The sequence below is a fragment of the Limosilactobacillus reuteri genome (assembly GCF_020785355.1).
In the GTDB taxonomy this organism is placed as follows: domain Bacteria; phylum Bacillota; class Bacilli; order Lactobacillales; family Lactobacillaceae; genus Limosilactobacillus; species Limosilactobacillus reuteri_I.
In genome coordinates this window covers 1-21771 of record NZ_JAJGVH010000056.1, presented here as the reverse complement: position 1 = coordinate 21771, position 21771 = coordinate 1, and the positions used below count along the sequence as shown (strand labels likewise).

Annotated in this window: 15 protein-coding genes; 5 read left to right on the top strand and 10 right to left on the bottom strand. The window is 40.9% G+C overall.

The features are described 5' to 3' along the window. From LMB56_RS02045 to LMB56_RS02005, 9 genes are all read right to left on the bottom strand, one after another. On the bottom strand, positions 1 to 2888 hold a 2888-nt coding region (locus LMB56_RS02045; protein WP_229287858.1), incomplete at its 3' end, for a serine-rich glycoprotein adhesin. 300 nt (positions 2889 to 3188) lie between these two features. After that, entirely contained in the window at positions 3189 to 8216 is a 5028-nt protein-coding gene (locus LMB56_RS02040) for a mucin-binding protein (RefSeq protein ID WP_229284001.1), read from the bottom strand. A 681-nt stretch (positions 8217 to 8897) separates the two neighbouring features. After that, complete coding sequence (locus LMB56_RS02035) at positions 8898 to 10565, bottom strand: FAD-dependent oxidoreductase (protein ID WP_229284000.1); 1668 nt, start codon at positions 10563 to 10565, stop codon at positions 8898 to 8900. Positions 10566 to 10578: 13 nt separating this feature from the next. Beyond that, the gene (ahpC, locus tag LMB56_RS02030) at positions 10579 to 11142 is read right to left on the bottom strand and encodes an alkyl hydroperoxide reductase subunit C (protein ID WP_035153248.1); all 564 of its coding nucleotides are present in this window, start codon (positions 11140 to 11142) and stop codon (positions 10579 to 10581) included. Between the two features lie 100 nt (positions 11143 to 11242). Beyond that, positions 11243 to 12124 carry an L-serine ammonia-lyase, iron-sulfur-dependent, subunit alpha gene (gene sdaAA / locus LMB56_RS02025; protein WP_003665709.1) on the bottom strand — a complete coding sequence of 294 codons (882 nt, stop codon included), beginning with the start codon at positions 12122 to 12124 and terminating at the stop codon, positions 11243 to 11245. An 11-nt stretch (positions 12125 to 12135) separates the two neighbouring features. Further along, entirely contained in the window at positions 12136 to 12798 is a 663-nt protein-coding gene (locus LMB56_RS02020) for a serine dehydratase beta chain (RefSeq protein ID WP_085719963.1), read from the bottom strand. Positions 12799 to 12869: 71 nt separating this feature from the next. Further along, positions 12870 to 13562, bottom strand: coding sequence for a hypothetical protein (locus LMB56_RS02015; protein WP_153703372.1), 693 nt, complete (start codon positions 13560 to 13562; stop codon positions 12870 to 12872). A 231-nt stretch (positions 13563 to 13793) separates the two neighbouring features. Continuing rightward, positions 13794 to 14063, bottom strand: a complete 270-nt coding sequence (rpsN, locus tag LMB56_RS02010; protein WP_003667006.1) for a 30S ribosomal protein S14 — start codon at positions 14061 to 14063, stop codon at positions 13794 to 13796. Between the two features lie 145 nt (positions 14064 to 14208). Continuing rightward, entirely contained in the window at positions 14209 to 15087 is an 879-nt protein-coding gene (locus LMB56_RS02005; RefSeq protein ID WP_229283999.1) for a metallophosphoesterase family protein, read from the bottom strand. A 118-nt stretch (positions 15088 to 15205) separates the two neighbouring features. Here LMB56_RS02005 and LMB56_RS02000 point away from each other — a divergent pair, with 118 nt between their 5' ends. The 4 genes from LMB56_RS02000 to LMB56_RS01985 all read left to right on the top strand — a co-directional run bounded on the left by LMB56_RS02000 (position 15206) and on the right by LMB56_RS01985 (position 19488). Continuing rightward, on the top strand, positions 15206 to 16441 hold the full coding sequence (locus LMB56_RS02000; protein WP_080549747.1) for an MFS transporter: 1236 nt from the start codon (positions 15206 to 15208) through the stop codon (positions 16439 to 16441). A 20-nt stretch (positions 16442 to 16461) separates the two neighbouring features. Beyond that, positions 16462 to 17163: a bifunctional demethylmenaquinone methyltransferase/2-methoxy-6-polyprenyl-1,4-benzoquinol methylase UbiE gene (gene ubiE / locus LMB56_RS01995; protein WP_229283998.1), complete on the top strand. Its 702-nt coding sequence runs from the start codon at positions 16462 to 16464 to the stop codon at positions 17161 to 17163. Between the two features lie 423 nt (positions 17164 to 17586). Next, positions 17587 to 18726 carry a 5-methyltetrahydropteroyltriglutamate--homocysteine S-methyltransferase gene (locus LMB56_RS01990; protein ID WP_229283997.1) on the top strand — a complete coding sequence of 380 codons (1140 nt, stop codon included), beginning with the start codon at positions 17587 to 17589 and terminating at the stop codon, positions 18724 to 18726. Positions 18727 to 18744: 18 nt separating this feature from the next. Further along, complete coding sequence (locus LMB56_RS01985) at positions 18745 to 19488, top strand: cyclase family protein (protein WP_153703369.1); 744 nt, start codon at positions 18745 to 18747, stop codon at positions 19486 to 19488. A 203-nt stretch (positions 19489 to 19691) separates the two neighbouring features. Here LMB56_RS01985 and LMB56_RS01980 read toward each other — a convergent pair whose 3' ends face one another. Then, positions 19692 to 20591: a prenyltransferase gene (locus LMB56_RS01980; protein ID WP_035153225.1), complete on the bottom strand. Its 900-nt coding sequence runs from the start codon at positions 20589 to 20591 to the stop codon at positions 19692 to 19694. 80 nt (positions 20592 to 20671) lie between these two features. On the opposite strand from LMB56_RS01980, the gene LMB56_RS01975 reads away from it, so the two are divergent. Next, entirely contained in the window at positions 20672 to 21652 is a 981-nt protein-coding gene (locus tag LMB56_RS01975; protein WP_229283996.1) for a polyprenyl synthetase family protein, read from the top strand. Positions 21653 to 21771 lie beyond the last annotated feature (119 nt).

Below are 21771 nucleotides of genomic sequence, written 5' to 3'. Positions count from 1 at the left end.
ATTGATACCGAGTTGCTTAAGCTTTCGCTCATCGATACCGAGTTGCTGAGACTTTCGCTCATTGATACCGAGTTACTCATGCTTTCGCTCATCGATACCGAGTTGCTCAAACTTTCACTCATGCTTACTGAGTTGCTTATGCTTTCGCTCATGCTTACTGAGTTGCTTATGCTTTCGCTCATGCTTACTGAGTTACTCAAACTTTCACTCATCGAGACGGAATTACTTAAGCTCTCGCTCATTGATACCGAGTTACTCATGCTTTCGCTCATCGATACCGAGTTACTTAAACTTTCACTCATTGATACCGAGTTACTTAAGCTTTCGCTCATCGATACCGAGTTGCTCAAACTTTCACTCATGCTTACTGAGTTGCTTAAGCTTTCGCTCAAGGATGTCGATAAGCTCTCACTGAGCGATGTTGATGCACTTATGCTTTCGCTGAGTGATACTGACGTACTCAAACTTTCACTCAAGGATGTCGATAAACTTTCGCTTAACGATATTGATGTACTTATGCTTTCGCTGAGTGATACTGACGTACTCAAACTTTCACTCAAGGATGTTGATAAGCTCTCACTGAGCGATGCTGACGTACTTAGACTTAAGGAAGCTGACATAGATTGTGAATTGTATATTGAAGTACTTCCACCATAAATTACTTGACTACCATTATTAACAGCAGCTAACTGACTTGTAGCCATTGAGGTTGCGATACTAAAACTAAGTGAGGCGCTGAGCGATTCAGACTCATTAGCATAACTTGTACTATTAGAATTCAAGGAAACTGAACCGACAGCTACCGAACTTCCAGTAATATTAGTTTTATTACTACTGATAAGTTCTGAAAAATCGTTATCGTCAACTTTAATCGTGGCATCTTTAACATTAACAACAATTCTTGGATCACCAAGATATGTAACTCCATTTTGATCTGTTCCTAACTTATCCGTATTAAAAGCTACTCGGAGCGGATCGTTAATATTTACGGTTGCGGTTGCGTTGACAGAACTAAATGCTCCAATATTAGATGCTCCTTTACCAGCTACTAAAGTAACATCAGATCCTGGATTAAAGTTAACTGCATTTCCACCTATTCCAAGCCAATTAAATTCAATATTTGCTTGCGAGTGCTCGCCATACATTGAAGTATCATTGGTACCTTCATGCTTGATCAATGTAGCAGTACCATTGAAATTAATTTTATTAGCAAATGTTCCGGCCATGCGGAAATTAGACCCTGTGACAACTTCTAAGTGGACATTTGAGCCCTTAGCAAGATCAATATTTTCTCGTGCAAGGATATTTTCAAGTTGCGGTATGATTCGTACATTATCAACCTTAGCTGACATTTTAACAGCCGCATTTTCATTAACTATAAAGTTGTTATACCAAGCACCATCTAATTTAATGTTGTACTCTGTGTTACCAATATTTTCCATCGTTAAACTGGCGTTACTACCAACTGTAACAGTACTTTCATTTGATGACGACAATACACTAACATTAGTATTGGTAAGAAGCCACATATCAATATCCGTTGCGCTATTCTTTAATACTACATTAGCATCATCCGCAATATTAATAGCATTCGAAACATATAAGGCTGTGGACTTATATGCAGTCTCCTTATCGCTTACTTGAGTGATCTGACTGAACATTTCCGTATTATGCGACTGGCCATCAACTTCATAAGATATAACACTGTTTAACGTTGTGTTTCCCACTAAGTTCAACGTTTTAACACCAGCAACAGGTTTACTCCACACCAATGTCCCACCGTAAGCCGTTACATCTTTATATGTCACCGTGTCCGCTCCATTGCTACTCATATTAACAAAACCGTACTTACTAGTGTTGTAAAGAGTAGCATTTTCAATTGTTAAGTCAATCTTGGCACTACCGGAGTTATTATTTAGAATAATCCCGCCATCACTATTAAGAGCATTAATATAGTGTCCATCCCCAATAATAGTAATATTTCGATTCTCATTATTAATGGTAATCGCGTTGTTAAGGGTAATATTGTTTTTTAGCTTAATAGTCGTAATTGAAGCATCCTGCAAGGCTGCCTTTAATTCTTCTTCATTAGATACTTCTTTAATGCTTTCTGCAAGTTGTACTATATTATCTTCCGTAACTGTTCGATTAGCCACGGAAGTTTCCCCATCATTATTTCCAGTTACTGGCAAGATGGTTGCCATCCCATTTTCTTCTAAATAACTCGTACTCGCACTCTCTTCTATTGAAGTTTTTTCATTATCAAGTGATGTTGAACCCGTTATTGAATCTGCCGTTGTCGAATTTGAATGACTCCCAGATTGGTCAATTGAAGCGGCATTACTGTTTTCTATTGCTTGGCTGCCAGAAATACTATTAGACGAGTTTTCGCTCACCATTGAGCTAGTGGTTGTACCTTCAAAGATAGTGGTTGAAGTTGTGCTTCCAGAAACGCTATTTACTGATAGTGAATTACTTTGCATCGACTGGCTAACCGTTGACGTACTTGTAGATTGACTAGCAGTTGACCCACTAGTAGATGTCATTGATTGACTTGTAGAAGTACTTACAGAAGTCGATCCCGAGCCAATCACTTGAGAACTATAGTCAACCGTTGTTGTCGCTGCGTGGACTTCTGTTGGTGAAACAGCACCAATTGCTCCCATTCCAAATAAAGTCGCTACTGTCGCGATTCCTTTTTTGTAGTTATCGGATGTATCCGCATCTTTTAATGCATCTAAATCATTAAGATCAATGGGCTGTACTTCTTTCTTCGACATAAAAGAAAGTAAACCAAAGAAACGAGTTAAAGCGCTAAACCAACCGCGTTTAGTTTTATATAGTTTAACTTTACTTTTTGTTTCTTGAGCTTGCTTATGTTTGACCATAGATTGTCCACCTCTCCAATTTCATTATTCTATTGTTATTTAGGTAATTGATAGTAAAGCTTCCCATCAACATTCTTACACCTGGTTTCATCAAAATTAAGTCATATCTTCATCACATAAACATTATGACCTTTCTCCACAATATCAATTTTGAAAGCATTTTCATCATGACACAAATAATTTTATTGAAAAAATATTGTTAATTGATGAGCAAAAGTTAAATTATTTTAAAAAGACCTTATGATTTTCTTATGAGTTATTACTAGCTCAAAAATCATAAGGTCTTTTGTAACTTTAAACCTAGCTATTCTTTTTTCTTCTCTTACCTAAACTAATCCCAAATAATCCAAGGAATGTACCAAGGATTACTCGCCAAATACTTTGGTGTTGATTACCTGTTTGCGGTAACTTTTGGGATACAGTTGAGGAAGTGTTTTTGCCAATGGTTGGTGTAACATCCCCCTTTACTGCATGGACGGTTACAGGCTCGGAGACAGGCATTTCATTCACTGGGGATTCGCCAGCAGCACTTACTGCCTTATCTGGAGTTAAATTTACTCCTGTTGCCGTACTTGTCGGTGTAGTCGGTTTTTCCGAATTTGGAACCGCCGATGATGTTGGTTCATCCGATTTAGGCGTCTCGCTTGGTTGCGTTGATGCACTTCCAGAAGAATTTGGTGTGTCGGACTGCGATGGTTCATCCGGCTGTGCAGACGTACTTCCGGCACTTGACGATGAAGCTGGTTTTTCTGGATTAACCGGTGTTACCGGCACAATTGGCGTTACTGGCACATCTGGTTCATCAGGTGTTGGATGCGGTTTAACCGGATCTTTAGAATATAGAACAATAAAATGAAGGTCTTGACTATCTGCCGTCACATATTGTTCATCAATTTGCTGATTTGAAGGGGTATAGCCAGCAACTAGTGGTGAAACAACCGGTGTAAAGTGATCGCTTAATGGTTCCCATGACTCCCAACTAGTTTTACCCGTTACCTGATCTGTTAATCCATCACGGGTAAAGACAATCGGGGCTGCTTGGTATGAAGGAGCTGCGATTCCGCCCTCAACAAACTCATAGCGAATATCTTCATTAATTATTCGTTGGTCAGTGACCTTTTCTGTTCCATGAGTTAAGTGAATAATTACATTTAAGTCATGGTCAGCAAATGTAGCTGGTAAGGTTTCCTGACTAACCAGTTTATAGCCAAGCTGCTCATAATGGGCACTGACATTTTGATAGTCTTCACGCATTGCCAGTGGTAATTGTTCGTCAGCATAGCCTGATCCTAATCGCGCATGGTTAATAAGGGTTAGCCCTGTTGTATCATCAATTACGGAATAAGTAATTTCATGAGGTTCAGTTGTATAATTTACCGTCACTTCAATCGGCTGTTCGCCCTGACTAGCAAGCGCACTAGCAACTACTGTTTGATCCGGAATATAACCCTTAATTGATGGTGAAGCTACCGCCGCAAAACTCGTTGGATCACTTTCAATTACTGATTGACCACCCTTAATTGTTTCAGACTGTAAGACTTGCCACTCGCCCTGGTTAACTTCCTTCGTAACCTCATTTGTCGTTAATAAACGAGCAAAAGTTACTACTTGTTGAACATCGGGAGCAGCGGTTTCACCTTTTCGTGGCCCATTCGCATATACATAATGAATGGTCCGTAATGATTGCACCTGTTCTTCTTTTGATGTCATCCGCGGTTGATAATATACTTTGACACTTTCACTTGGCACTAATGCAGTTGGGTGCCCATCTGCCACAACTGGATACGGATTGCCTTTTGCATCTTCCGGAGCATCATATCCATACTTTTGCAGGTCTGGATTTGGCGATGCTGGCCAACCGCCTCTTTCTAACTTCCATGCTTGATCAGCATTAGCAAGTGGAACTTCAACCAGGTAATTGCCATTCTGATCACGTTGTTGGTTCAGCGTATAACCAATAATTTGGTGGTGAGGGCCGGCCACAATTGCTTGCCGGGCAAAGGTAGCCTGTTGGATGACTGGTTCAGTAATGCCCTCAATCATTATCTGTTTATCCGTGGCGCGGTCATAGTAGGTAATCGTCCGCGTGGTTGTTTGATGTTCCACCTGTAAGCTATTCTTCATTAAGATATGAACAACTACATTTTGGTCAATATGGGTAAATTTGCTTGGCAGCTTATCCTCACTCACAATCGTGTAGCCCAACTGCCGATAATGATCAATCGCTCCCTGATAAGCAGCGGTTGCACTTGCCGGTAACGCTTCATCTGCAAAGCCACTTGTTAAGGATTGGTGATCAACTAGTGTCTTATCATCGGTATCATCAATAATCGTATAAGTAACTGCATTAGGAGCGGTCTTATATTCTACCGTGACCGTAATATCGGGATCGTCCGGTTTAGCTTGCATGACTGCGACCGTTACTTGACTCGGTGTGTAGTAGTCGATTGCCGGTGAATTAACAGCAGCAAATTGATCGTACTTAGTAGTCCATTCACCTACTTTTGTTTCACCAGTTACTTGATTAACCTTCTTAGGGCGGGTAAACGTAACTTGTTGATGAACACTTGGAGCAGCGACTTCACCTTTTCGTGGCCCATTCGCATAAACATAGTTAACTGTCCGCTTGACTGGCAATTCTTCGTTAGTGACAATTACTTTTTCTGGATAAAAGACTTTTACTTCTTCATCCCCAGACAAAGCAGTTGGGTGGCCTTCTGTAACAAGTGGGTAAGCTTGACCATTTGCGTCTTCAGCGAGTTCATAACCTTTTTCTGTCAAAATCGGATTGGTCGAAGCTGCCCATTTACCAGCAACAGGGGTCCAGGCCTTGTCACCATTAGTCTCTTCAATAAGATAGTTGCCATGACTATCCTGTTTACCATCAAGGTTGTAGCCAAGAAGGGAACCATCCTGACCACTAATTACCGCTTGCCGGGTGAACTTAACCGCTTGCTTAACTGGCGAAATATCAAGCTGTTTTCCGGTATCTTTGTCATAGTACGTAATTGTTCGCGTAATGATCCGTTCTTCGCTATGCAGTAGATTTCGTTTAGCAACATAGATTGTTACGTTTTGGTTAACACTCGGGTTGTCATCAAAAGCAGCGGGTAACTTATCGGCAGAAACTAGGTAATAGCCCTTATCTTGATACCCTTGAATTACCTGTTGATACTTAGCAGCAGTATCAGTTGGCAATGGTTCATCACTTAAACCGTTCGCTAATGGAACCCGATTTTCTAAGACTTTTTGAGTATCTTTATCAATGACAGTATAGGTAAGTACTTGTGGGTCGGCCACATAATAAACAGTGATATCAACATCTGGTGAATCATATTTAACGGTTATTGCAGCAATTGCTTTAACCGGATTGCCACCTTCATCGACCGCGTGGTAACCAGCAATTACCGGAACATCCACGGCTGCAAATGTATCATTAGCAGGTGTCCAGGCAAGCCATTGACCATCATCATTAATCCGGGCAAAGCCTAACTTAGTTGTATAAGTTGGCACTGCTTCCTTGCCAGTGTCTTTGTAGAGATAGTGGATCGTTTCTTTAACTTGCCGGTTTTCAACATTATTTACTTTTCCAGTTAAAATCCCACTGTTACTAGTAGTATCATTCCGATAAACATATGGTTGGAGGTAGTAGCCCGCTTCTTGATTGACTAGTTCTTGTCCCTGCTCGTTAGTAACAGTCAACTTCCATGGATGCTGCTCAAGGTAATTTTGTAAAGCGGTATCTTTTAAGGCCACCCCTTGATAGTAACCCTTGATAAAGATTTGATCTGCATTGGGATCCTTAATGTTAGCTGGCGGTAATACTCCGCTTAAATTTTTAGGTCGCCAGTTAATTAGGCCAATGCCAGTATCTTTCCTAAAACCTATATAATCACTTGCAACTGTTACATCGTAGGTTCTCGTCAATCCATCGCTCGAATCTGTACTTTTAACCGTAATCGCTGGAGCCGTTGTGGAGATCATTTTGCGAGTAACATAGGTATTAGAGGCATCAATAACGGGGTCCAGATCATAGTCTTTATAGTGGGAAACGATACTCTTTTCAAGTGCATTTTTGACCCCTGTGGCACTAATAAACTGGTAATCAACCTGATCATTGTCAGCAGGTTTAGTAACGGTAATCGTAAAATGCTTTCCTAATTTAACCCCGCTTTCACTCTGAGCAGCAAGGGCAACTGTTTCTTCATGATCAGGATAACGAACAGCTTCATCACCGATACTCCATGTCTTGGTTTGTTGATTATAGTACCAAGTATGAACAGCATACTCACTGCTGCTTTGTGGGATAATAGTTTGATTAAAATTATCAGCAGGCTTTACCTGAGCCTCAACTGGAATCTTAAAACCACTAGTAAACCGGCGATTGCCAATTTGAATGTCGTTTTGTGGAACGAGCATTGTTGGTGCCGTTGCTGTACTGGAATAAAGATGGAAATAGCGAGTATCTAACGGTGCCTCATCCAGGTTAAAACCAGTAATATTGTGCCACGTCAAGTTAAAATGCAAGCGTGCCAAAGAAAGGTTATTCTTACCGTACTTAGTCTTAATATTTTCTAACTCATCATTGAAGACGATCTGATAGGAATCGTTGGACCCGCCATTACCGTTGCTATCAAGGGTATTATTATTTTGTGATGCTTCCCAGGTTACATCTTGCAGATCCTTAACAACTTGTGAGTTCGGGCTGCTAATGGCATATGACCGATTATTAGCAGCAACCGGCCGCATGTAACCAATTACCGTTGAATAGCTTTCCCCACTAGTAGCTTGATAGTTAATGTTAATTGGCATTGTTTGACTTGCCCCACCCCCATAGGACAAGATGTGCTGCTGATCATTAGTCGTCAGCTGATATGGAATTCCCATAGAAACATTAATGTAATTTCCCGTTTTAATCTCATGGTTAGCAATGTCAAGGTCAAGATCAAAGGCCAGATTAGTCCGGCCAGTGTGATCAGTCCCGTTTCCCTGTTCAGACGCTGCTTTAACATTTGTTACCGTATAAGCTGTTTCATCAACCGGTGTCGTTGGTGTTAGCTCCTTACTAGTTGATGTCATTGTATTGATATTTGATTGGCTCTTATTTGTGGAAACAACAGCTGGTAGTGTTGTTTGAGCAGCAGCCGGCTGGGGCGTTATTCGATTAGCACTTGTATCAGCTTGGGCGGTCTCACCATTAAGGCCAAGAGCAATACTTGTTCCCAATAAAACCGATACTACCCCAACACTAAGCTTTCGTAAGGCAAAGCGCTGCGTTATCGGCATATTCTTTGTCAACCGTTCAACCTGATTATTCTTTGCAGTCAATATAAACTCCTCCTAAAATCAACCAGTAAATTTTTACTGATCAACTCTTTAATAAAAAAGGTTAACTATTAATCAATAGGGAAAAATATAGTAAAAATTTTACAAGCAATTTCTATTGATCGATGGTTTATAGATGTGGCTTAAGCATCAATTTACAAACATAATAAAACAATCCAATTATAATTACAAGCTGATAAATGATTTAAAATTAGCACACAAAAAAACTGCCTTACAACACCACTATTGTAAGACAGTTTTTTTAGACAATGCATCGAGTATTACTGTAAGTAATTAAGCAAGCATTGCATAAGCGTTAAGTCATTGCAATAAACCCTTGCTCTCCGCATTGTTATAATAATTACCATGTGATAAATTTTATAACTTATCCACACTTATAGAATAACAGGATTTAGATAAATTTCAATACATAAGTTGATGTTTTTTGCCGTTTTTAGGCCTTTTCGCGAATTTTGCTGTCTCTTAATGCTGATAAATGAAGTTTTCTATCCCATTGTTTCAGAAATGTTAAATTTTGATTTCGATTGTCATTAATAAAAAGTTTAAGTATTTACCAGTAATCATTGGCTGGCTTGTATTTATCAATTGATATGAAGGTCCTCTTCTCTATGCAAATGAAAAACGAGGATCCAAGAGTTTTACTTCTTCAAATCCTCGTTTATCTTAATTTTGATGATGTTTTTCAACTGCCGTAACTAGTTCTTCCAATGATTGACTTCCAAAAATAACTGGGTCATCATTAATCATCGTCGCTGGAACACTCATGATCTTCTTTTCTTTCCGTAATTCTGGGAAGTGTTGCAGATCAATCATCGTGGCAGTAATTCCCGCATTCAGAGAAGCCATCCGTTGACAAGCCGCAACAACATCAGGACAGAAATGACAAGTTAAGGAAACGCCAATCCGAATCTTAGTCGGCGCAAGTTTCTTAATTCGTTCTACCATTTCTGGTGCAATTGTTTGTCCAGGACCAGCAACGTTGTAGACACCTAGAACCAAGGAGTTTAATTCGTGACCAGTTGGAATCCCCGCATAATGTAAGCCGGTATCATTACCATCCGCATCAAGCAAGCGCAATTGTGGTAAGTACTTTACGTCCGCTGGCGCCGGTTTAGTCTCCATCTGCAGGTGCTTATCAAGGGAAGCAAATTCTTCAACAAAGCTAACTAACTGATTGCTAAGCTCTGTCCCATTGGTTAACACTTGGAGTTTAATATCCTTAGTCAAACGGGCAAAGATTGGTTGTAACTGTTGGTCAATCTCAGCTGGCAGCCAGTTTCCTTCATGCGGCGTGGTGTTTTCTTGTTGACTAAGTTCGCTCGTCTGTCCCACGGTCTTAGCAGGCTTTTTGTTAGTTTCTGCATGAATCGGGATACCTTGCTTTTCCTTTTGCAAAATAATGTATCGTTCTGCAGCAGTAGAAGCAACCGCCCCATCAGATGCAGCTGTTACGATCTGGCGAAGATTTTTATGGATAACATCCCCAGCAGCGTAAACGCCATCGATGTTTGTCTTACCATTTTCATCCGTCATGATATAGCCCCGATCATCCAAATCAAGGATATTAGCTAATGCTTTCGTTGCTGGTTGCGTACCAATATAAATGAACATCCCAAATGTCTGGTCACCATCATCGACATGGTAAACCGTCTCTTCGCCAGTCTTATTATTAACCAAGGTAGCAGTAGTAAGGTAATCATCCCCACTAACTTCCTTTACCTCAGTATTGTATTCCACACTGACTTTAGGATTGTCCAAGGCACGCTTAGCCGTCAATACAGGACATGCAAAATGATCGCCACGAACTAAAACAGTAACATGCTTGGCAAAGCGGCTCAAATAGTCAGCTTCTTCGGCGGCCGCATATCCCCCACCAACGACAAAGACTTGAAGGCCGGTAAAAAGTTCGCCATCACAAGTTGAGCAATAAGCAATTCCCCGTCCACGAAATTCATTTTCACCGGGAAAACCAACTTTTTTAGGATTAGCACCAGTCGCAATAATTACGCTTCGGGCAGTATATTTTTGACCACTCTTGCCAATCAATGTCTTAACTTCACCAGTAAGATCAAATTTCTCAACCGCATCATGTTGAATTTCAACCCCAAAGCTAGCTACCTGACTTTGCATCTGGTTCATCAATTGGGTACCGTCGACTTTTTCAACAGCTGGATAATTGTAGACTACTGAAGTCGTTGTTACCTGACCACCGACAGTATCCCCTTCTAAAATCAACGTATCCAGGGTTGCACGTCCAGCATATAAGCCAGCAGATAATCCCGCTGGCCCAGCACCAACGATGATTAAATCATATAAATGTTGTTCTGCCATTTAGCTCACCAAATTAAAGCTTACCAACTAGATCAAGACTTGGCTTAATTGAATCTTGGCCTGGCTTCCAGTTTGCTGGGCAGACCCGGTCACCATGTTCACGAACAAATTGGGCAGCTTGGAGTGTCCGTAAGATCTCATCAGCACTCCGACCAATTCCCATGTTGTTAATTGTGTAGGATTGGATAATACCATCAGGATCAACAATGAAGACTCCCCGGTATGCTTGACCAGCGTCTTCGTCAAGAACATCGAACATCCGGGCTAACTTACCAGCTGGGTCAGCAAGCATTGGATATTTGATCTTGCCAATCTTGTCAGAAGCCTGAGCCCATGCCTTGTGGACAAATTCGGTATCCTCAGAAACAGAGTAAATCTCAGCGTTTGCTTTCTTAAAGTCTTCGTACTTATCTTGCAAAGCTTCCAATTCAGTTGGACAAACAAATGAGAAGTCAGCTGGGTAGAAGAAGAAAATACTCCACTTACCTAAAACATCCTTCTTGGATACTTCGGTTGTTTCACCGTCATGATAAGCATTTACCTTAAAATCTTCAATTTCATGTCCTACAAAGTTCATGTATATCCTCTCCTTAAATTAGAATCATTCTTAACTACAACTCTTAGTATAACCTTTTTATGCTAATTTGCAAGTGATTTTAGAATAATTCTAAAAAAGATTAAATTTCCTTGCCGAAGATTTTCGCCTTAATCGCCTGTCCAGTTGGGGTTCCAGCTAGTCCACCAAGGCCTGTCTCCCGTAAATCAACTGGCATTGACCGGCCCACCTTATCAAGGGCAGAAATACATTCATCGGCCGGAATCATACTCGTACAACCAGCGAGTGCCATATCAGCTGCAATTAACGCGTTTCCAGCTCCAATCGCATTTCTTTTAACACAAGGGATTTCTACCAAACCGGCAATCGGGTCACATACCAAGCCTAACAAGTTACTAAGAGCAATTGCCAATGCTTGACTGCTTTGTTCTGGACTACCACCCGCTGCTTCAACGGCCGCCGCGGCAGCCATTGCCGATGCTGAACCAACTTCTTCTTGGCAGCCGCCTGTCGCGCCAGCAATTCCCGCATGATTGGCAATAATTAAGCCCAACCCACCAGCAGTAAATAAGAAGCGAATCATCTGATCTTCACTAAGACCTAATCGTTGTTCTAACATAAAAAGAGCGCCAGGAAGGGTCCCGGATGAACCAGCAGTCGGGGTTGCGCAGATGACTCCCATTGCTGCGTTAACCTCGTTAGTTGCGATCGCATTTTCCACGGCAGCCATCATGACATCACCAGAGAGGGTCTTTCCTTTTGCGCGATATTTTTTCAGCTTAATCGCTTCGCCTCCAGTTAGACCAGTTTTTGACCGAACTCCCAGCTCATTTTCACCTTGTTTAATTGCGGCTCGCATCGTCAGTAAGTTTGATCGCATCCGTTGCCAAACTTCTTTTCGATTGCTACCAGATTCATGACATTCTGCCTCAATCACTAGTTCGGATAATGCTTTTTGCTGAATTTCTGCAGTTCGCACTAAATCTTTAACACTTTGATACATCACTCTTTCTCCTAAAGACAAATTGCAGCCGGGTACTTCTTTTCAAAATAAGCAATCGTCGCTGGCTGCATCGGTTTTTTAATATCGTAAACATAAATATCACAATCATCTGCCCGTAATACTTGTCGCCGGGTAAATGGTGCTTTTTCTTCCAAATCAGTATTGATCGCCAGTGCATTGGCCATCTGTTTACTATAATCGCGAAAGATAACAATTGGTAAGGGACCCGCTGGTAAAATATCAACACCATCAAGGCTAATAGCCCTAATTTCAATTATCCCGCCACCGATCGAACAACCAGCAACCGTTACCCTCGTCTTATCACCAGTCATTTGAAGGATGGCTGTGTTAGGATGGTGAATCGGGCTTTCACCCTCTTCTTCAACAAAGCGAAGGTCCATTCCTCCTTGGCGAGCAATCATTGGCGCCGATGGAACTCGTGAATCGTCTGGCGCAAATCCTAGCAATCCCGCCGCAATTGCATAGTCTGTTCCATGACCACGATGCGTCCGAGCAAAAGATCCATAATAGTGAACGGTTACTTTAGGTGGAACCGTGCCAAAAAGTTTATTTGCGACTCGACCAATCTTGACCGCCCCTGCAGTATGCGAACTAGAAGGACCAATCATTACTGGTCCAATAATGTCAAAAACACTTTTATAGTTATTTTTCATGTTGTTGTTCCCTTAAAAATAAAATAGAGGTTGAAAGAAAAATCATGTTTTTCTCAACCTCTTCATTATAATTACTTTTTCTTTTTATGAAAGCCAAGAAATGACCAGAAGCCGCGATGACCACCAGATTTTTTCTTCGGTTTCTTTTCTGCTTTTCGATCTTCTTTGGCAGCCTTTTCAGCAAGTGCTTTTTGCTTGGCGAGAATTGCCTCTCGCTTTTGCCGCTCTTTTTCAGCCTCTTTTCGGGCTGCCATTGCCTTTTTAGCCCGTGCTGCCCGTTGCTGAGCAGCTTCTTTCATTAATTGTGGCCGCATCTGTTCCATTGTATCAAACATTGTTGCCACCTTAATAGCTGTCTTATTGGCTAAGGCTTGATCAGTATTTGAAGCCACTTCAATATTATGGGCTGCTGCAATCTCGCGTTCCCAGTATTGTTGTGTCTTAATAGGTAAACCAGTAAACTCCTGGCTCCGTAAGAACTGACCTGCTCGTGATAACTGCATCTTCAACGAATGCTTATCCGTTTGCTGACCATTTAATGCTTTTCGCGAATTATAAATCGCTTGATCAACAAGGTCGACCATTGCTTGTGGTTCATTATATCCCTCTTTATGCTCTTGAAGGACATCCTCCCCCATTCTAATGGCTTCATCATAAAGACCCTTAGAACGATCAGTCCCATTAAAGTATTTATATGTTTGCCTTACACGTACTTGATCAGCTACATCTTTACTTAGTTGATCAAAAACTACTTTTTCGTTCATTAGATTTCCACCGCCCGACTTTACTCGTCTACTATTCTTAGTATAGCAGTTATTGATCGCGAACGAAGCTAAAATGTCAATTTTTTTAGAAGATTATCGAAAAATTTACCCGCTCGCCGGTTTGAGCAAAGTGTAATCAAGCTATTATTAGTCTTAATTTTCGTCCATTATTCAAAAAAGGAGCTGTCGAGAAGAATATTTCTCGACAACTCCTTATAAATAAGATTTAACTTACCAACTAGCCTTACGAACACCAGGAATTTGGCCCTTGTGTGCTAGTTCACGGAACTTAATCCGTGACATTCCAAACTTACGCATGTAGGCATGTGGTCGGCCATCGTAACGATCACGGTTGTGAAGACGAACCGCACTAGAGTTACGAGGGAGTTTGGATAAACCGATGTAGTCGCCCTTCGCCTTTAATTCTTTGCGCTTTTCAGCGTATTTTTTTACTAAAGCTTCTTGGTGATGTAATTTAGCAATCTTTGACTTTTTTGCCATTAAGTAGTTCTCCTTTTATATTAAAAACTTTATCTACTATACAATTACTATTTAAAATTAAAACATCTGCGAACTCTTTTCATTTTAATATTATCGCTGATACTTACAAAAAATACAAGGATTTTGCATTACTTTTTGACTTTTCTTAACCATTTAATTTTTTCGCGTATTTACGGTATTCGTCAGCATAATTATATTGATTATTATATTCAGTTAAAAGTTCATCATCATGGGTATAAGCCCGCCCCGTCACCATCATCTTCTTGTAAAGGTCACGGTATGGCAAATCACTCTTATCGGCAATTTGTTTTTCCTGATTGCGACTATATCCAATATGACGGAAGCTAGTTTCAGCTAAACCAATATCGTCTACTTCCAAAATTAGATAATGGGCCCGCAAATCACGCTGGAGAGGTTGCCAGTGGTTGAATGGCTCGCCGATTGCTCCGGGATTTAAAACCATGCGTTCATCATTCCCATACCGCAAAAGATCATGATGAACATGAGCATAAATGGCTACATCAACTGGTTCGCCAGCGACGTTAAACAACTTATCAAAATTCTCACTAGCTTGCGTAGGAAAAAGGTCTTGGCCCATATTAAGCCACGGCAGGTTATGGGAGATACCAAAGTTAAGGGGGCCAACGCGTTTCGTCACGTGCATCGGCCAACTTGCAATTTTATCAACCATTCCGTTGGGGGCATGTTCCGCAACGTACTGAGCTAACCGCGCAAAGTAAATGTGGGAAGGACGCTCCATATCCATCATCCCGCGAGCACCACGAACAACTAGGTCATCCCAGTTTCCTCGTACAATTACTGTTGGCTTCATTTCTTGCAAAATCTCCCAAATTGGTTTTACACTTGGGCCTGGCATCAGTAAATCACCAATAAACCAATATTCATCAACATGTTGCGCTATGCTATCGCGATACATTGCTTGCAACGCTGTTAGATTTCCGTGCGTATCTGAAAAGACTGCGATCCTCTTTTTCACAGATGATTTCCCCTTTCTTACCTTCATTAATATATTAGCAAATTTTCGAAAAAGAATGCTAAATTAATTTGTATTTTCAGAAGGATTTCCCACATTACAAATTATTTTGTTACAATATACTTTTATGAACAAATCATTTTAGGAGATGATAATCAAAATGGATTCGGAAGTCGCAAGAGGAAAATTTCCTCACGGTTGGCACCGAACTTTTTACACCCTCTGGCTCGGCGCGTTCATCACCGGGATGGGCTACTCGATGACGATGCCGTTTATCTCACTTTTTATTGCAGAATTAGGAAACTTTACGCGTTTTCAGCTCAACATTTACTCCGGACTAGCATTTGGGGTGACCTTCATTAGTCAAGCCATTGTTTCACCGTTCTGGGGCAGTCTGGCTGATCGCAAAGGACGAAAACTGATGTGTATGCGTGCATCAGGAGTAATGGCTTGTACAATCTGTGCAATTGGATTTGCCCAAAGTGTCTGGATGATTATTGGCATGCGATTCCTTCAAGGAGTCTTTTCAGGCTACATTAATAACGCTACTGCTTTAATGGCTGGCGAAACACCGCATAATAAATCAGGCTGGGTAATGTCAGCGATGACTACTGCGGGGGTGGCCGGTAACCTGGTTGGTCCTTTGCTTGGTGGTTTCCTATCAGGATTGTTTGGGTACCGAATCCCATTTTTCATCACCGGAGCACTAATGTTTTGTGTCTTTCTCAGTACGTGGTTATTGACGGTAGAACACTTCACCCCAATTAAAAAAGAAGCGATGAAGCCAATGAAAGAGATAATTCATAATTTGGATAATCCACCATTGATCTTCGTCATGTTCTTAACCACAATGATTGTTACTTCTTCTACCATGTCAATTGACCCAATTATCAGTTTGTATGTTCGGCAATTGATGGGCGGTCATGGCAATATTGCCTTTGTCGCCGGGATTGTCGCTGCTACTCCAGGACTAGGAACATTGCTTGCCGCTTCAAAGGTTGGTCACACGATGGATCGGATTGGACCAGAAAAAGTATTACAGATTGGGATTCTCACGGCCTTTATCCTCTTTATCCCCATGACCATTACTAAGTCTCCATGGGCCTTGGCATTTTGGCGCTTCTTGCTTGGGTTGGCAAACGCGGCGTTAATGCCTGCTACCCAAACGGTCTTAACCCTTGACGTCCCAACCGAAGCATTTGGCCGAATCTTTAGTTACAATCAATCTTTCCAGGCTGCGGGTGCGGTGTTAGGGTCAATTCTTGGATCATTCATTTCGGGAATTTCTAGTTATGAAATGGTCTTTGTCATTACTGGTTTGACTCTCTTGCTTAACTTTATCTTGGTTATGTTGGTTAGACCAAAGAAGCAGCTTACAGAATAATTTAAAGAAAAGAGAAAATCATGGTTCAAACAAATAAATTATTAAATGAACACGAAGTAAATAACTTATTTTCCCGGGTAGCCCCTCGCTACGACTTATTAAATAATGTGATTAGTCTAGGAACGCAGAAAATATGGCGACACGAACTTTTTAACCAGCTCCAAATTAAGCCCACTGATAATGCCTTAGATGTTTGCTGCGGCACTGGAGACCTTGCAATTGCACTGGCTAAGCGAATCCCTAGCGGACGAGTAACTGGGCTTGATTTTAATAAAAAAATGTTAGAAATTGCTAACGAAAAGACAAAGATGATCGGCAATCTTTTCTTAGTCCAAGGGGATGCCATGGCGCTCCCGTTTGATGATAATAGCTTTGATATCGTCACCATTGGCTTTGGCTTACGAAATGTTCCAGATGCAGATAAGGCGCTCAGTGAGATTTACCGGGTGCTCAAGCCAGGTGGTCAATTCGTCAGTTTGGAAATGTCGCAGCCGACTAATCCAATTATTAAAGTCGGCTGGAAAGCTTACTTTACAGCTTTCCCCTTGATGGCTTCATTAGCTGGTGGACATTACCGCGATTATCAATATTTAAAGAAAACCAGCCAACAATTCGTCTCCGCCCATCAACTTGCGCGAATGATGAAGGCAGTTGGGTTTAAGGAAGTCCATTATCAACCATTGAACTTTGGTGCAGCTGCATTACATTTTGGCGATAAATAGAAAGGGAGCGAGGTAGAAGTCACTCATGATTATCTCGCTCCTTTTTAAATTATTAAAAAACAATATTGACAACATTAAAAAATGATTATAATATACTGACAAGCAATTTAATAACCGCAATGAAAAGATGAGTAATTGATGGTCGCCTTCTCCAGAGAACTGCGGATGATGGGAAGCAGCGTTGGCTAAGTCAGTGAAGATGGTCTTGGAGCGATGAAAGTTGTGAGCTATTTGTAAGCAGCTTACGGATTGGTGTACGTTATAACACCTGGGTATTCCCTTGGAGTACCTGTAGAGAGTTTGGCTGTGAGGTCAAGCTAAAATAGGGTGGTAACACGCTATCGATATCTAATCATTACGCGTCCCTAGAACTAACAAGTTAGTTCTAGGGGCTTTTTTTATTTCACGAAAGGAGTCACTATTATGACTGAATTTACTAAGAGAACCACATCACCATTTCGCTTTGATATTGTTGGCAGTTTCTTACGCCCAAAAGAGTTAAAGGAAGCTCGCGCTAAATATCAGGCGGGACAAATTACGAAAGCAGAATTAACCGCAATTGAAGATAAAACTATCATTGACTTAATTAAGAAAGAAGAAGCAGCCGGTTTACACGCCGTTACTGATGGTGAATTCCGTCGTAGCTGGTGGCACCTCGACTTTATTTGGGGATTGGAGGGAATTGAACAGTCAACTTCTAATGCAGGATATGAGTTTCACGATGAAACAACAAGGGCGGAAACGGCAAAGTTAGTCGGTAAAGTAAGTGGAAATAATCATCCCTTTGTTGAGCACTTTAAATTTACACGTGACCATGTTAGTACTGGCACGCAGGTTAAACAAACAATCCCTTCGCCTGCTCAAGCCTTCTTTGAATTTTTGCGCCCAGAAAACATTGCTAGTGTCAATAAATATTATCCGTCGTTTGATGCTTTTGCGGCAGACCTTGTAACTGCTTATCGCCAAGTAATCGCCGACCTTTATGCAGCTGGATGTAGGACATTACAGTTAGATGATTGCACCTGGTCAGCATATGCGGATTTTGCCCAACATCCTGAACATATCAAATCTGCTGGTTTTAATATTCAACAACTTGAGAAATTAGAAGAGACGTCTGTTGAACTAAATAATGCTATTATTTCTGACCAGCCTCACGATTTAACTATTAATACTCATGATTGTCGCGGCAATTACCATTCAACATGGGCTGCTACTGGCGGTTATGGTCCAGTTGCTGATCCACTTTTTACCAAGGAAAATGTAACTGTTTTTTATTTAGAATATGACACTGAACGAGCTGGCGGATTCGAGCCACTTGAAAAAGTACCTAATGATAAGTATGTCGTATTAGGACTAGTTACATCTAAATCCGGCCAGCTTGAGGATCGTGAAGTAATAATTAATCGCATTCATGAAGCAGCTAAGTTTCACCCCCTCGATAAGCTTTGTTTAAGTCCACAATGCGGTTTCGCTTCAACAGAAGAAGGGAATATCCTGACTGAAAAACAACAGTGGGCAAAGATTGCACTAATTAAAGATATTGCTAAAGAAGTTTGGGGTTAAATTAAGGAGGAAAAAGATATGACTCAACAATTATCATCAACACAAGAACTAATCGCTAAACTTAAGCAAAAACACTGGGTAGACCTAACCCATACTTTTGGCCCAGCTAGTCCGCGATTTCCATCATTCAAGCCCGCAAAATTTGAAACAATTTTCACTCATGCAGATGGCTTTTTCGTTAAAGAATATACATTTGCTGGACAATATGGTACACACATTGATCCGCCAGTTCACTTTTACAAGGATGATGATCGCTATGTCGAGGATCTAGAACTCAAAGATCTTGTTTTACCATTAGTCATCATTGATTATCATCAAAAGGCAGCAGCCAACCCAGATGCCAGCCTAACAGTTGCGGATATTAAAGATTGGGAAAAACAAAATGGACCAATTCCAGCAGGATCATTTGTTGCTCTTCGTACTGATTGGGGAAAACGCTGGCCATCACAAGAAAAGTTTGAAAATAAAGATAAAAATGGTCAGAATCATTATCCTGGATGGTCACTAGAAGCCTTAAAGTATATTTATGAGACGCGCCATGCTACGGCAAATGGGCATGAGACTTTTGATACAGATACAGCAACCAAACAGCAAAATGGATTAGTTGGTGAGTACTATGTCCTGTCTCATGGTCACTACCAGGTTGAATTATTGGATAATTTGGACCAGGTACCAACAACTGGTGCTGTAATTAATATTTCAGTTGCAAAACCTGAAAAGGCTCCAGGATTTCCCGTTCGCGCATATGCAATTTTCGATTAATATTAGAAAAGTAAAGTGAATGGAAATTAACTTCCTCGACAAGGCGGTGGGCTAAGGATAGAACGGTGATTAGCACGGCACGAGCTGATTATCGTTCGGACTTAGCCTCGAGCCTTGTAGTTGATTTCCACGATATCGTAACAATATTCGTATAAAAAACGAGGCTGTTGAAAAAAGTTTTTTCTCAGCCTCTCTGCTTTCTTTTATATCAGCCCAATCGCAAACGTTACGACTTGAACCAGTGAGCCAATTAATAATATTTTAACTGCACACGGGAATGTCTCTTTCTTAACTTGCTTAGCAAATAACATCCGTGTTTGCTTAACCACAAATGGGATAATCAATAAGGTTAACAAGACTGTCCATGGCGTGAAATGAAGAACCGCGGCGAAAATAATAGCTAAAAATGCTAAAACGTTCTTAATAGCAAACGCATATAGACCATTTTTCTGCCCAATAAAGTGAATAACTGTATGACGGCGATTGTCTTCATCTTCACCCGCATCACAAATATTATTTGCTAATAATAGGTTGGAAATCCACAATTCATCCGGTAAAGCAACGAGAAAGACGACCCCGATATTTGCCCAGGACCATGTAAATTGCGGGCCAACATTAATAAAGACAGAAATAAGGGTAATCATAAACCCCATTGTAAATCCCGAGGCAAATTCACCAACTGGCAACCCTGACAAAGGAAATGGACCAGAAGAGTAAAGAATGCCGATCGCAAAACAAAAGATTCCCATCCATAGTAACGGAAGGCCAACCCGGGTAACTAGATAGATTCCGATTAAGCCGGCTACGATACTAAAGGCAAGCAAGAGACCGAGAACTAAACGCGGTGAAATATTTTCCCGCCCAATAATATTTGTATTTTTCTTATAATCAACGGTATCAATGGCATGGTTATAATCATTATAATTATCCATCATATCAACCGCCATATTGAATAATAGCATTGCGATGAAAAACAGAACTGAATTTAGCAGGTTTAGTGAATGATAATAATAGACACTAAGGCAAACCCCGAGGAGCATTGGTAAGATACTAGCAGTTTTGGCCTTAATTTCTACTAATTCCAAAAAAACATTTAACGACATTTAGTAAATTTTCCTTTCATAATTCCTTAGTTGTTCGGTACAATATAGATGGTACACCATAACAAAGGAATTATCGATTAATGAAACAACATTTTTTCCATACCTATCCGGCGATTAATAACGCTCTAGGTAAAGTAAATCAAACAATTAATGACCGGATTACAATTAAAAATCCCCAACTACACGATGCCCTGCAACAGATGGCCTCAAATGGTGGTAAATACCTTCGTCCAGCATTCTTCCTTTTATTTGCAAATATCAATCATCAAACTGCAACTGAGCAAGAAAAACTAATTAAAATTGCCTCTTCACTGGAGGTTTTACACATGGCCACTTTGATCCATGACGATATTATTGATGATTCACCTAAGCGTCGCGGAGCCGTCAGTGTCCAAGCCGCTTTTGGTAAAGATACAGCCGTCTATACGGGGGACTTCCTTTTCACTATTTTTTTCGACCTCCTCGTAGAAACGATGACCGGGTCCCCCTACCTGACACGAAACGCCCGGACGATGCGCAAAATTCTTACTGGAGAACTGGGACAGATGGATAATCGCTTTGATCTCAGTCAATCATTACTCGATTATTATCGCAATGTAAACGGCAAAACAGCCGCCATCTTTAGTCTTGCCGCTGAAGAAGGAGCCTATTTTGGTCATAGTGATCGTCGGACTATCAACTTAGCCAAACGAATTGGGCAAAATATCGGGATCAGCTTCCAGATATTGGATGACATCCTTGATTATTCAGGGGATGAACGCCTTAACAAACCTGTTTTGGAGGATTTAGCAACTGGTGTTTATTCCCTTCCCCTTCTTTTAACCTTGCAAAATCACCGGCATGAATTAGAACCGTTACTTGCTAAAAAACGCCAAATGACGATTGAAGATATGGAAAAAGTCCAAAAGATTGTTGTCACTCATGGCGGTGTTAAAAAGGCGCAAGAAATTGCTACTAAGTTTACACAAAAAGCGCAAACCGAAATTGATCAATTAGCAGATAAGCATACCCGAAAGATGTTGAAGTTGGTAGCAGATAAGTTATTGACGAGGGTAAATTAAAACGGCTAAGGGGATTGTGACATAAGTTAAGTTACTTTCATAAAAAGCAAATACGCAGTACAACAATGGCCTCTAACGTCCGGCAAAACCGAACGTTAGAGGCCTATTGTTGCTTGCGG